The organism is Brevibacillus sp. BC25 (assembly GCF_000282075.1).
In the GTDB taxonomy this organism is placed as follows: domain Bacteria; phylum Bacillota; class Bacilli; order Brevibacillales; family Brevibacillaceae; genus Brevibacillus.
In genome coordinates, this window is the sequence record NZ_AKIX01000051.1 from 16,414 (window position 1) to 29,853 (window position 13,440).

Below are 13,440 nucleotides of genomic sequence, written 5' to 3' on the forward strand. Positions count from 1 at the left end.
ATTAGTATTAAAGAGTTGGTGTCCCTTCTGTGTTGGCTGCATGACGATTGAGTGCAAAAAGATTCTTCGTCACAAGCGTCACTGTAAACATCACGACGAGATTGACTAGCAATGCCACGACACCAATGTTCAAGTCTTTGACAACGGCTGGCCAATTCGGAAACATGGTCGCAATCGTCACTTGGAAAATCGTCACATACGCAACAGTTGACACCCCACATAAAATCCCGGCAAACGCACCATATTTATTCACCCACGGCTTGGCAGGGAGACTGAAAAGCAATGCCGGGAATAACTGTGTGACCAAGCTGTAACCCATTAATAACAGCGTTACGAGCGTATCTCCCCCACTCAGTGAAAAATACAGCGAGATCAATGAGATGACAGGCACCAACCATTTGGCAATCCGGGCGATTTGTGCGTCAGATGTGTGCGGAGCCATAACTTTGTACACGTTTTTCGCCAAGAGCGTCGCTCCTGTCATCAATAGCATCGAGCCTGGTACGAGCGCAGTTAGCGAGCCTGCCGCTCCAATGATCCCAACTACCCACGGATCGAATGTTTGCAACGACAGACGGAGCAAGGACAAATCGCCGTCCGCCCCTTTTAAACCGGGTACTTGCAGGATCGCCGTAAAGCCAACAAAGAACACAAACAAAAGCATCAACGTATAGAGCGGCAGCATGATCGTATTTTTGCGGAACACATTTGCATTTTTCGCTGAAAACACAGAGCCGAACGTATGCGGCCACATGTAAAATCCGAACACCGTGACCAGCACCGTAGAAATGTACCAGGAAATGCTTAATCCCTCCTCAGGGAACGTCAAGAAACCAGGATTGGAGGCTTGTACGGCTTCAAACATTGGCTGGATGCCCCCGTAATAATGAAACGGAAGGTAAAGCCCAAGGAAAACGACGACAAAGAAAATCATGATGTCCTTGATCGCAGCCGTCCAAGCTGAACCGTGAATTCCTGAGATCATGACGTAAATGGTCACAGCAATGACCCCGATCCATATCGCAGCAGCAGGCGAAATCGAGCCATAGGATGCTTCCGATACGATGATCCCCAAGCCTTTGAATTGGAGGACGAGATACGGAATAATCGCAATGACTCCGACCGCGGCAACCAAAATGCCGAGTATCGGACTCTTGTATTTACTCACAAAAAAATCGGATTGGGAGACGAGTTTGTGCTCTTTGGCATACCGCCAAATTGGCGGCAAGAGCCAGTAAGAAATGACATAAGCGAGGGAAATGTAAGAGAGTACGTAGTAAGAAGGTGCCCCTTTGGAGTACGCCCAACCACTGCCCCCCAAAAAGGTGAATGTCGTATAAATCTCGCCTGCTACCAGCAAGAAAATAAAGATCGAACCGAATCCTCTGCCGCCAACGGTCCATTGTTCCATATTCATGTCTTTCCCTCGCTGTGCACGAATACCGGAGTAGAAGGACAGCAATAAAAAGGCAAAAATAATGATCAAGGCAATATTCATTGGCCGCCCTCCTTCGTAGCAGGGTCGATTTTGTTGAGGAATGCCATGATGACGGAGGTTAAGACAACCCAGAGAACGATCCAAAATAGGACAAACGGCATACCTAATACGTAAGGCTCAACCCGATTCACAAACGGAATTCCTCCCAGCATCCCAACGAACGGCAGTACTCCTAGCCAATCTCTCGCTTTCATACGACTCCCCCAGTTTGCTCGATTTGTCCCATTGCCTGTACACATCCTGGACATGTACATTAGTATTATCGAAAAATTCAAATATCTCCTTTGTTCACATGGCTAGAAAACCGAACGGGCTTTTGTGCGAGTAGCTAAAAGATGAAGAAGGCATGGTGAGCGTAATGATTACTGTCCGTGAGCTCATACAAGTTGGTGGCTTTGATGAATCGTCAGTGCTTGCAGGCGCGGACTCTTTAGAAAATGAACTGTTGAATGTTACTTCCTTTGATTCTCCCGATGGCCACAGGTGGCTGCGTGCTGGTGAATTCGTTCTGACGACAGGCTTTCCATTCCTCTCTCAGCAAAAAACATGTACGAAACGGCTGATTACGCTCATCGATGAGCTAGTCGCCATCGGCACCCCCGGGCTTGCCATCAAATTAGGTCGATACATCGAGGACCTTCCAGAAGCCGTTCTCTCCCACGCAACGAAAAAGGCATTTCCCATCCTTTCCTTTCCGATGAATAAAGCTTGGTCGGATGTCATCGTGCCAGTCGTTCAATACATCAATGACAAACAGCGCAGTGAGCTGGACAGAACCCATGCCATTTATGAACGGTTTCATCACTATTTGACGGGAGGAGCTCCGATTTCTACTTTGACAGATTTACTGTCCGATATCCTTGATGCCCCTGTCTCCATCCATGTTCCCCAGCATAAATGGAAATGGGATTCCTCGCTTCGTCTGTTCCCCCTCGATGATTCATTGGACAAGCTATATGGTCAACGCGCCCCGATCCGACTGACGCAAGAGCCTCTTAGCAGACAAAAAGAAGGCATCCATGTCCGATGGCTTCTCCACGACCAAATCGTGCAGGGAACCATCATCATTGGACAGCGGGAGCGTGATCTATACGCGTGGGAAAAAGTCGCCATCGAGCAAAGTGCTGCCCTCTTGTCACTTGAAATGCAGCGACAACGAGCCATCCAGGAAACATTCCAGCGTTTTCGCAATGATTTTTTGCAACAACTCATCAGTGGCCAGATCGTCTCACATGAAATGCTCATACGAAAGGCGGATGAAGTCGGCTGGGAGTTGTCCGATCACTATATCGCGACGCTCCTAAGCACCTCCCCCCATGACAAAACCGGCATGGAACTTTGGAAAGAAAACCATCATCTTCTGAACGCGTTACACAGCTTTCTTTCCACAAATGAATCGATTCTGTATGGTTTGGATCAGGAAAATCGTGTCCTCTTACTCGTGCCTATGTCTATTCATTTCCCCACTGAATCGCTCTCGCAATGGCTGCAGGAACAGTGCTTGAAGACGATCACCAAGCAACTGGATCAGCCCGTCTTTGCAGGAATGGGGCGATATCATCCTGTGCGAGAAGGCATCGCTCGTAGTTATCGGGAAGCGCTGATCAGCTTGCGAACTGCTCTACATTATGCAAGCCCAGCCAACGTCGCTTCTCTTCGCGTCAAAAGCTACCACGACTTAGGACTCGAGCGAATCATGTACGCAGACGATCCAGCGACAGAAGCCCAAGCGTTTGCAGAAGAATGTCTGGGCAAAATCCAAACCTATGATCGAGAAAAGAACGGACAGCTCTTGCAAACCTTGCAAGTGTTTTTACAAGTAGATGGTAATTATGCAGAAGCCGCGCGTCGTTTGTATGTCCATAAAAACACAATCAAATACCGCATCCAGCTCATACGTGAGTGGACCGGATTGAATGCGGAAAACGGGCACGATCAAATGCTGCTGCGCATCGCCATAACTGCACATGTCATTGGGCATCGTCATTAATCTTGGTATAATGAATAGGAAAGCCAGGTAGGAGGAACAACAGATGAACGAATGGTTGAATAAACCCGTGAAGACGATACAGAGACCAAAGAAACGAGGCACGGTAGAATACATAGATGACCAGTACATCGTGGTGTTCTTTACTTCCCCGCGAAAAGAGCGCGTTATTTTCTCGAGCAAGGAAGCGTTCCTTACCAAAATCGAGTTCGTAGAAGACCCCGTAACATGAGAAAAAGCCCCTGACTTCAGCACGATTTGTGCGAAGCCAAGGGCTTTTTATATGTGTGTAGGCAGCTTTACGCGTAATGCTCGTCACGCAGGCGTTTGATTTCATCGCTCTCCAGGTATTCGTCATACGAGATCATTTTATCAATGACACCCTTCGGCGTGAACTCAATGACCCGGTTCGCAATCGTTTGAACGAACTGGTGGTCATGAGATACGAACAGAAGTGTACCGTCGAACTCAATCAAGCCGTTGTTCAATGCAGTAATGGATTCCAAATCCAAGTGGTTCGTCGGTTCGTCCATGATCAATACGTTGGCACTCGCCAGCATCATCTTGGACAGCATGCAACGAACTTTTTCTCCCCCGGACAATACGTTTGACTTTTTCAGCGCTTCATCTCCAGAGAACAGCATGCGACCGAGGAATCCACGAATGAATGTCTCGTCTTGATCTTTGGAGTATTGGCGCAGCCAGTCAACCAGGCTCAAATCGGAGCTAAAGTACTCCGTATTGTCTTTTGGGAAGTACGCTTGGGAAGTCGTAACGCCCCATTCGAAAGAACCGCTATCAGGCTGAACTTCACCCATCAAAATTTGGAAGAAGGTTGTTTTCGCCAGCTCATTCGGTCCGACAAACGCAACTTTGTCCCCTTTGTTGATGGTGAGGTGAAGGTTTTCAAACAGTTTTTCGCCTTCAATCGTCTTGCTCAAGCCTTCGATGGCTACGAGGTTTTTACCCGCTTCACGCTCTGGCTTGAAGTTGATGAATGGATACTTACGGCTGGAAGGACGAATGTCATCCAACGTAATTTTCTCCAACAGCTTTTTACGCGAAGTCGCCTGCTTGGACTTGGAAGCATTCGCAGAGAAACGCGCAATAAACTCTTGCAGTTCCTTCATTTTTTCTTCTTTCTTCTTATTCTGATCACGAACCATTTTCAGTGCCAATTGGCTAGATTCGTACCAGAAGTCGTAGTTACCCACGTACATTTGGATTTTGCCAAAGTCAATATCCGCAATGTGCGTACACACCTTGTTCAGGAAGTGACGGTCATGGGATACAACGATGACGGTGTTTTCATAATCCGCCAGGAAGTTTTCCAACCAACGAATCGACTCGATGTCCAAGTGGTTCGTCGGCTCATCCAAGAGCAGGATGTGTGGATTACCGAACAGGGCTTGCGCCAACAGAACACGTACCTTCTCCGTACTAGAGAGGTCCTTCATCTGCTTGTCGTGCAAGTCTGTCGGGATACCGAGGCCGATCAGCAAGCTAGCTGCATCTGCTTCGGCCATCCAGCCGTTCAGCTCTTCGAATTCTCCCTCCAATTGGGACGCGCGATTGCCGTCTTCCTCAGAGAAATCTTCTTTCATGTAAAGAGCAGTCTTCTCTTCCATGATCTCGAACAGGCGCTTGTGGCCCATAATTACCGTTTTTAACACTTCGTACTCGTCGAATTCAAAGTGGTTCTGCTTTAATACAGCGATACGCTCGCCCGGTGTCACCGAAACGTGACCGCTCGTCGGATCGATCTCTCCGGAGAGGATCTTCACGAAGGTAGACTTCCCTGCACCGTTCGCACCGATGAGGCCGTAACAGTTACCTGGGGTAAACTTAATGGATACATCTTCAAACAGTGCGCGCTTACCGTAGCGCAGCGTCACGTTCTGAGTGCTTATCATCGTCGCAATACCTGCCTTTTTTGAATCGTTCAAACACTTATCTTACCAGAGATGACCTCATTTTGCAAAAGGTAACCGATTTCGCGCACAGCAAAAAGCACTTGACTCATGAAATTGACTTTGGCAGGGAAAACTACCATGGCAATTCCAATGGGAAGGAGGCAGAGAAATGTCCAAGCAAAATGGTGTCAAAAATGAGATGGGAAAGAAAGAAAACCCTTCGCAAACCCGTAGATCGAACACAATTAGCAAAGAACAGACACGCTCCAAGCAACGTGGCGAGTAGAGAGTTCCTCCATCAAAAACCGGCCTGCGGCAAATGCAGACCGGTTTATTTACAATCAATTGGATCAAACACTTGCCTGCAACGGTACGACGGCAGGGCGATGCGTCTGTAAAGGCTGTGAATTCACATAGATCGATACATTGTGCAACGTCACATACACAACGCTCTCCTCTTCTACATTCAACTCCATAAAACGTTGTCTGCTCATCTCAGCCTCAAACACCTCATCCGTGTCCAAACGCTTCAGATCAAGGCGAACAATCGGACCCAAGAGCGAAATATGGTTAATCTCGGCCTGAACAGATCTGGCAGACTTCCCCTCAGGTGGACGCAACGAAATCTCTACATCATGTGGCCGCATGTATCCGACAGCGGGAGCCTCCACCGCTTTATCCTTCCAATCTGTCTCGAACTCTGCCTCACCCAGCTTGATTTTGCCATTTTGGATTCGTCCGTGAAACAGATTGACCCGCCCCAGAAAGCTGTACACGAACGGATTCGCCGGATGATGATAAATTTCTTCGGGCGATCCTACCTGTTCCACTCGCCCTTCATTCATCACAACTACCTGATCCGCCAATTCCATCGCTTCCTCCTGATCGTGCGTTACGAACAGAATCGTCAGCCCGAGCTTTCCGTGCAGATGACGGAGCCAGCGACGCAGCTCCTGTCTCACTTTCGTATCCAAAGCGCCAAACGGTTCATCCAGCAGTAAAAATTTTGGTTCCACTGCCAACGCCCTCGCCAATGCGACACGCTGGCGTTGGCCGCCGGATAGCTGCGATGGATAGCGATGCGCGAGACCTTCTAGCTGAACGAGCTTTAACAGCGAATGAACCTTTTCACTGATTTCTTCCTTGCTCGGTCGTGTTTTGCGGGAGCGCACTGACAATCCAAACGCAATGTTGTCAAAGATGTTCATATGCCGAAACAAGGCGTAATGCTGAAAAACAAACCCAACCTGCCGCTCGCGTACGTCGCGGTTCGTATTATCCTCTCCGTGGAAGAGGATGCTCCCCTCCTGCGGTTGCTCCAGTCCAGCGATGAGACGCAAAAGGGTCGTCTTTCCCGATCCGGAGGGCCCGAGAAGCGCTACGAGTTCGCCTTCCGGGATATGCAGATTCACATTTTTCAGCGCCGTAAAGCTTTTATATGACTTCGTAATGTTCACTACCTCGATACTCATCCGGCTCTCTCTCCTGTCACGTCGTAGTGTTGTTCCTCATCCAGCTTTGCCTGCCGCTCGGTTTTCCACTCGATTAAGCTTTTCAGAATAAGCGTCACCAGGGCTAAGGCAGCAAGCAAGGTGGCTACCGCAAAGGCAGCAGCGAATTGATATTCGTTGTAGAGAATCTCCACATGCAACGGGAGCGTATTGGTCATGCCGCGGATATGACCGGAAACGACGGATACTGCCCCGAATTCACCCATGGCGCGGGCATTGCACAAAATGACCCCGTACAGGAGTCCCCATTTTACATTTGGCAGCGTGACGCGTAAAAATGTTTTCCAGCCGCTTGCTCCGAGTGAGACTGCTGCTTCCTCTTCGTCTCTTCCCTGTGCTTCCATGACCGGAATCAGTTCACGAGCGACGAACGGGAAGGTAACAAAGGTCGTCGCGAGCGCGATACCTGGTACCGCGAAAATGATTTTGAAATCCCACGCCGCAAGCAAGGGCGCCGCCACACCTTGACTCCCAAACAGGAGGACAAAGATAAGGCCCGCAATGACTGGAGACACGGCAAATGGCAAGTCTATCAACGTAAGCAACACATTTTTACCCGGGAACGAAAACTTGGCTATTGCCCATGCAGCAGCGATTCCGAACGTCACATTCAGCGGTACGCTAATGGCTGCGACAAGCAAGGTAAGCTTGACAGCAGATAACGTTTCCTCCTCTGTAATGGCCCCCACGAATACCTCCGCTCCTTGCCGAAACGCTTCTGTAAAAACAGCTACTAGCGGCAGGATTAAAAACAAACTGAGAAAGAGCAAGGCCACGATAATCAGTGTCCATCGGATATAGGCTGGCTCCGTCAAATGCTTCATACGTGATACCTCCTAACGGGCCGCATCGAATTTATTGATTTTCCATTGCAAGTAGTTGATGATCAAAAGCATGATAAAGGAAATCACTAGCATGACCGTTGCAATTGCCGTAGCGCCTGCATAGTCAAACTGTTCCAGCTTGGTCATAATCAAGAGAGGCACAATCTCTGTTTTCAATGGCATGTTCCCGGAGATGAACACGACGGAGCCATACTCACCCAGTGCTCTGGCAAAGGCGAGCGCAAATCCCGTAATGATCGCCGGTAACAGATGCGGCAAAACCACCCGCCAAAATGTATTCCATCGAGTAGCGCCCAACGTAGCCGCCGCTTCCTCCATTTGCAAATCCCAATCCTGTAACACAGGCTGGACGGTTCTGACGACAAAAGGAAGACCGATGAATGTTAGTGCAACCCAAATACCGATGGGGGTGTACGCTACCGTGATCCCCCACTCCGCCAGGTACTGCCCGATCCAGCCATTTTCAGCGTAAATAGAAGTCAAGGCAATCCCGCCTACAGCGGTAGGTAAAGCAAATGGCAGATCAACTATACCGTCAATGATCCGCTTCCCTGCAAACTGATAGCGTACCAACACCCATGCCACCAAGACTCCGAACACTGCATTGAGACAAGCCGCGAAAAAAGAAGTCATAATACTCACACGAATGGAGGCAAGGACCCTCGTATCCATAATCGTCCCTATGAATTGCTCCCAACTCATCGTCGAAGCTTTTAAAAACAAGACAGACAGAGGGATCAGCACCAGAAGACTCAGGTAGATGATGGTATAGCCCATGGTCATGCCAAAGCCTGGCAAAAACCCTCTGTTGCGGAATGATTTTCTCATGAAGGTAACTCCTCTGAGGAAAGTGTAAGTCTACGGTTTATAAAGCTGATCGAAGACGCCTTGATCTGCAAAATGAGTCTTTTGTGCTTTCGTCCAGCCACCAAACAACTCATCAATGGTAAACAATTGGATGTCAGGGAATGCGGGTTTATGTGCTTTGAGTACTTCCTGTGAACGTGGACGATAGTAATGCTTGGCAGCGAGCTCTTGGCCTTTTTTGGTATACAGGAACTGAAGGTATGCTTCTGCTACTTCTCTTGTCTTGTGCTTGTCAGCGTATTTGTCAACGATGGTTACAGGCGGTTCAGCCAAAATGCTCACGGACGGATTCACAATCTCAAACTTGTCTTTCCCTAGTTCATTGACCGCGAGATACGCTTCGTTTTCCCATGCAATCAGCACATCCCCAATACCACGCTCGACAAAAGTAGTGGTCGAACCACGCGCCCCAGAATCGAGGACAGGTACATTTTTAAACAATTGTGCCACGAATTCTTGTGCCTTCGCTTCATCTCCTCCATTTGTCTTCAAGGCATAACCCCAAGCAGCCAAGTAATTCCATCTAGCTCCCCCAGACGTTTTCGGGTTCGGTGTGATCACGGAAATACCAGGCTTGATCAAATCATCCCAATCTTTGATTTGCTTCGGATTGCCTTTTCGCACGAGAAACACAATCGTGGAGGTGTAAGGCGAGCTGTTGTCCGAGAGCTTCTTTTGCCAATCGGCAGGAATCAGACCGCGTTCGGCAATCGCGTCAATATCATAGGCGAGGGCTAGGGTGACTACATCTGCTTCCAAACCATCAATGACGGAGCGGGATTGCTTGCCTGACCCGCCATGTGATTGCTTGATCGTCACTGTTTGACCTGTCTTTTGTTGCCACTCTAAGGCAAACTCCTTGTTGATATCTTGGTAAAACTCTCGCGTCGGATCGTAGGAAACATTGAGCAGCTCTACCGTAGAGTTGCTGCCCGCCGCTCCATTACCTGTTTCTGCTGGTGCGGTAGCCGAGCAGCCTGCCATAGCAGCCGCCATAGCAACGATTCCTACGCGTTGCAGGATCGTCTGGACCTTGCCTTTCGTGGTTTTCATACAGCTAACCTTCACTCCTCTTTTAATCTATAGTATTTTACTCGGAATACTCTGTTATTGAAGATTATACCTGCCTTTTCATTCCTGTCAACGATATTTCCATCTACCCTATGCTAGGCAGGTAGGCCACGTTCAAATGTTACTTGCCCATCCAGCAAATTTGGGCCCGACCGTTCTGACATTTTCAAAAAAATAAGCCTTCCCGTTGAATGGGAAAGCTTTTTCGATCAAACTGTGACACTGGCATATTTCTTCCGGTCAAAAGCAAAAAGACCGGCGTCCGAATGACTTCCTTGTATAATCAGACCACTGATGATTTGCGCGCCGATGGTCGAATAGACGGTTCCGTTCCCACCGTAGCCTAGTGTGAACAAGCAGTGTGGATAGCCCTCCTGCTCCCCAAACAGCGGGAGTCCGTCATGGGTTTCGACAAAAGTCGCTCCCCAATAATATTCGGCTCGCATTGGAATCTGTGGAAATAACTCTTGAATCTTTGCAAGCAATTGATCCCGCTTCTTCAGACTAGAAGCATCCCTCTTTTGCAAGTCGTTCAAGGGCTCATCAAGTCCTCCGACAATGATTCTCCCTTCTGAACAAGTACGGATATACAAATAGGGACGGGCTGTTTCCCAGATTAAACATGCATGCGGCCAACCCGTAAGCGCTTCGACTTGATTGGTCACGATGGAAAACGAACTGGCAATCACAGCGTTGGCATTACGCTTCATGGTTTGTGCTTCGTAGCCAGTGGCAAACACGGCACGCCTGCACTTGATTGTGTGACCACTTTTGGTATAAACCAAAAGCCCTCCTTCCTGCACTTTTTGATGCACGACTTCCGTGTTTTCGTATACGCGCATCCCTTTTTTCACAGAGTGGGCGATTACACCGTTGGCAAATTTGTATGGATTGAACTCCGCATCTCCCTTGGAATAAATAGCCCCTGCCTTCGAAAAGGAGAATCGCTTCTCTATATCCGGTCGATCGAAATACGTGACTGGAAAGCCGTACTTCTTCAATAACTGGTACTCTATCCGCAAGCTCTCCGCATCGGCTGGTTCACTGGCATAGTACAGGCTGTCACGCCTTATGTAATCTGGAGATTGGTCTAGCTGCCCAGAGATTTTTTCCAATTCATCAACAGCCTGCCGCGTCAGTTCGTAAAAACGAACTCCTTTTGGCTCACCGAAAGAATGGATACAGGCTGTCAATGTTTTATCGTTGCATATTTGCAACAAACCCGTGTTAGCGCTGCTACTGCCTCCGCTCACACGCCGTTTATCCACAAGGATGACGTCGATTTCATGCTGCTTCAAATAATAGGAAACGAGTGCTCCTGCCTCTCCGCCACCAATGATCAGGACATCACACTTCACATCCTCGGTCAGAGCGGGATATAGGGGTGGCGCTGGCAATGTTTCTGGCCAATACAGTTTTCCGGTCACGAATATCATCAGCATGTCCCCCTCAGGCTGAAAGTATCAATACGGACGTTACTTCAATTCTCAACCATTAGGATAACCAACACGCCAACAGGCATCCGCTCCCCTATCGCACAATTCATTGGTGATACGTTATGATGGATGTCAGAAGGAGTGATTGTGCTTGACTACGGTATACGTAAAGCTTCCGCATGAAAATGCAGTCGTTCGAGAAATCGCTGGGACGGATGAACTACAGGAGCTGGTGGATGGTGACTATGAGGTAGTGGAAGATGACCATCTGGATGGAATCTCCCTCGTTGTGAATGAAGATGCCCGCGGGGTACAAGCGAACAATTTCCCCATCACATCAGACGGTTTTTTAGACTGGATCTATGGACCTTGCGTATTCGTCAAAACAGATGGACGTTCACTGACAGCTGACGATCTTTCGAGAATTGACCAGTTTTTATCCGCCAAAGGATGAGGATTTGATCAAAACAATGACCCCTGACGTATCAGCTCAAGTCCATTTACACGGCCGATGATCAGGGGTCTTGTATTTTTACTCGATTGAATTAGCTCTTGATTCCGCTGCTACCGAAGCCGCCCGCTCCTCTTTCTGTCTCATCCAGCTCATCGACTACTTCGAACTGCGCGACTGGAACGATTGCAATGACGCCCTGTGCAATCCGGTCCCCTTTTTTGATCAGGTAGCTATGTGCATCGACTTCTTGTTCAACGGTTACTTCATTTTCGCTAGCGCCCAGACATACCTGGCCACTTTTTCCGGATGCGATTCGAATGTTATCCATCAGGACGCATACTTCACCGCGATAGCCTGCATCAACAGTGCCAGGGGCATTGGACAAGCGCAGCTTTGTTTTTGCACTGATCCCGGAGCGAGGACGCACTTGCAATTCAAATCCTTCTGGAAGCGCGAACGCTAAGCCAGTTGGAACCTTTGCAGATTGGCCAGGGGCAATCAATGTATCCTCTACCGCGACCAGATCAAAGCCCGCGTCCATTGCTCTCGCGTACGCTGGGATCACGGCGTCTTGGTGGAGCTTTTTAATTTTCACCTGTGTAACCAGGCGCTCATTTGTCATGTTCATGTAATGTCTCTCCTCTATAGCCTGTCAGCTGAATACCATTCATAGTGTACAGGATGCGTCCACTTCCAGCAAGAAGCACCGTTTTTCATAAAAACCTCACAAATCCCTTTCTTTTTCAGCGCTTTTAACAATGGAATGTGATATAATCACCGTTGCATCTAAAATCACAATTGAAAAAGAAAGGTGGAATTGTACCTTGCAAGTACAAAAACCATATCGCATTTTGTTGTATTACAAGTATACTCCTATTGAAAATTATGAGGAGTACGCAGCCGAGCACTTGCAATTTTGTAAGGATAACGGGCTGAAAGGGCGGATTATCGTAGCTCCGGAAGGAATTAATGGAACCGTATCCGGAACGATTGAGCAAACCGACGCCTACATGGAATATATGCGAAAAGATCCACGTTTTAGTGATATGTGGTTTAAAATAGATGAGTCGGAAGAACATGCGTTCAAAAAAATGTTTGTGCGCCCGAAACAAGAGCTTGTAACCTGGCGTTTGGAGGAAGATGTTGATCCGAATAAACTAGTCGGCACCTATCTGAATCCAAAAGAGTGGCACGAAATGATGCAGGAAGAAGACGTCGTGATCCTCGACGGTCGCAACTACTACGAATACGATTTGGGACATTTCCGTGGTGCGATTCGCCCTGAAGTGGATTCATCCCGTGAGTTCCCTGAGTGGATTCGTGAAAACATGAGCCAGTTCAAGGATAAAAAAGTCCTCACCTACTGCACAGGCGGTATTCGTTGCGAAAAGCTGACAGGTGTACTGCTGCAACAAGGTTTTGAAAATGTTTACCATCTTGAGGGCGGGATTGTCACGTATGGAAAAGATCCAGAAGTCCAAGGGCGCCTGTGGGATGGAAAATGCTACGTGTTTGACGAGCGCATCTCCATACCGATCAACCATACAGAAGAAGACGTTGTAATTGGCCGTTGCCATTACTGCGGTACTGTGGAAGACCGCTATCTCAACTGCGCCAACCCATTCTGCAACAAACAGCACTTCTGCTGCACAGAATGTGAGACAAAATTCAAGCGTTCTTGCTCTGATGAATGCCGCGAGCACCCTCGCAACCGTTATGTAGAAGCGGAAGAAAAAGCGAAGCTGCAAGCTGCTGGATCAAACGCATAATTTTATCCAAACACAAACAAGCTGATTCTCTCGTAGAGTCAGCTTGTTTTTTATAGACAAAAGGCTCACACTCCCCTCTCTTTCCCTTT

Annotated in this window: 13 protein-coding genes; 4 read left to right on the top strand and 9 right to left on the bottom strand. The window is 48.3% G+C overall.

The features are described from left to right. Positions 1–7: 7 nt before the first annotated feature. On the bottom strand, positions 8–1,498 hold the full coding sequence (locus PMI05_RS14940) for a sodium:solute symporter (RefSeq protein ID WP_007723016.1): 1,491 nt from the start codon (positions 1,496–1,498) through the stop codon (positions 8–10). Next, complete coding sequence (locus PMI05_RS14945; RefSeq protein WP_007723019.1) at positions 1,495–1,692, bottom strand: DUF3311 domain-containing protein; 198 nt, start codon at positions 1,690–1,692, stop codon at positions 1,495–1,497. Before PMI05_RS14945 ends, PMI05_RS14940 begins: the two co-directional genes overlap by 4 nt. A gap of 152 nt (positions 1,693–1,844) precedes the next feature. Here PMI05_RS14945 and PMI05_RS14950 point away from each other — a divergent pair, with 152 nt between their 5' ends. Continuing rightward, complete coding sequence (locus PMI05_RS14950) at positions 1,845–3,488, top strand: PucR family transcriptional regulator (RefSeq protein WP_157230898.1); 1,644 nt, start codon at positions 1,845–1,847, stop codon at positions 3,486–3,488. 43 nt (positions 3,489–3,531) lie between these two features. Continuing rightward, the gene (locus tag PMI05_RS14955; RefSeq protein ID WP_007723025.1) at positions 3,532–3,717 is read left to right on the top strand and encodes a hypothetical protein; all 186 of its coding nucleotides are present in this window, start codon (positions 3,532–3,534) and stop codon (positions 3,715–3,717) included. A 67-nt stretch (positions 3,718–3,784) separates the two neighbouring features. Here the strand turns inward: PMI05_RS14955 and PMI05_RS14960 are convergent, their stop codons facing one another. The 6 genes from PMI05_RS14960 to PMI05_RS14985 form a co-directional block, all read right to left on the bottom strand. Continuing rightward, entirely contained in the window at positions 3,785–5,398 is a 1,614-nt protein-coding gene (locus PMI05_RS14960; protein ID WP_007723028.1) for an ABC-F family ATP-binding cassette domain-containing protein, read from the bottom strand. Between the two features lie 350 nt (positions 5,399–5,748). Continuing rightward, positions 5,749–6,870 carry a sulfate/molybdate ABC transporter ATP-binding protein gene (locus tag PMI05_RS14965; protein ID WP_007723035.1) on the bottom strand — a complete coding sequence of 374 codons (1,122 nt, stop codon included), beginning with the start codon at positions 6,868–6,870 and terminating at the stop codon, positions 5,749–5,751. After that, the gene (cysW, locus tag PMI05_RS31095) at positions 6,867–7,733 is read right to left on the bottom strand and encodes a sulfate ABC transporter permease subunit CysW (protein ID WP_007723037.1); all 867 of its coding nucleotides are present in this window, start codon (positions 7,731–7,733) and stop codon (positions 6,867–6,869) included. Before cysW ends, PMI05_RS14965 begins: the two co-directional genes overlap by 4 nt. 12 nt (positions 7,734–7,745) lie before the next feature. Further along, positions 7,746–8,582, bottom strand: a complete 837-nt coding sequence (gene cysT, locus PMI05_RS31100) for a sulfate ABC transporter permease subunit CysT (protein ID WP_007723041.1) — start codon at positions 8,580–8,582, stop codon at positions 7,746–7,748. 30 nt (positions 8,583–8,612) lie between these two features. After that, positions 8,613–9,674 (bottom strand): sulfate ABC transporter substrate-binding protein, encoded by a 1,062-nt coding sequence (locus tag PMI05_RS14980; RefSeq protein ID WP_007723043.1) that lies wholly within the window; start codon positions 9,672–9,674, stop codon positions 8,613–8,615. Between the two features lie 227 nt (positions 9,675–9,901). Continuing rightward, positions 9,902–11,128 (bottom strand): FAD-binding oxidoreductase, encoded by a 1,227-nt coding sequence (locus PMI05_RS14985; protein ID WP_007723045.1) that lies wholly within the window; start codon positions 11,126–11,128, stop codon positions 9,902–9,904. Between the two features lie 151 nt (positions 11,129–11,279). Between PMI05_RS14985 and PMI05_RS14990 the strand changes: the two genes are divergently transcribed. Beyond that, positions 11,280–11,582, top strand: a complete 303-nt coding sequence (locus PMI05_RS14990) for a DUF3846 domain-containing protein (RefSeq protein WP_007723046.1) — start codon at positions 11,280–11,282, stop codon at positions 11,580–11,582. Positions 11,583–11,673: 91 nt separating this feature from the next. On the opposite strand, the gene dut is transcribed toward PMI05_RS14990, so the two are convergent. After that, positions 11,674–12,210 (bottom strand): dUTP diphosphatase, encoded by a 537-nt coding sequence (gene dut / locus PMI05_RS14995; RefSeq protein ID WP_007723047.1) that lies wholly within the window; start codon positions 12,208–12,210, stop codon positions 11,674–11,676. A 196-nt stretch (positions 12,211–12,406) separates the two neighbouring features. Between dut and PMI05_RS15000 the strand changes: the two genes are divergently transcribed. Beyond that, positions 12,407–13,351 carry a rhodanese-related sulfurtransferase gene (locus PMI05_RS15000; RefSeq protein WP_007723048.1) on the top strand — a complete coding sequence of 315 codons (945 nt, stop codon included), beginning with the start codon at positions 12,407–12,409 and terminating at the stop codon, positions 13,349–13,351. Positions 13,352–13,440 lie beyond the last annotated feature (89 nt).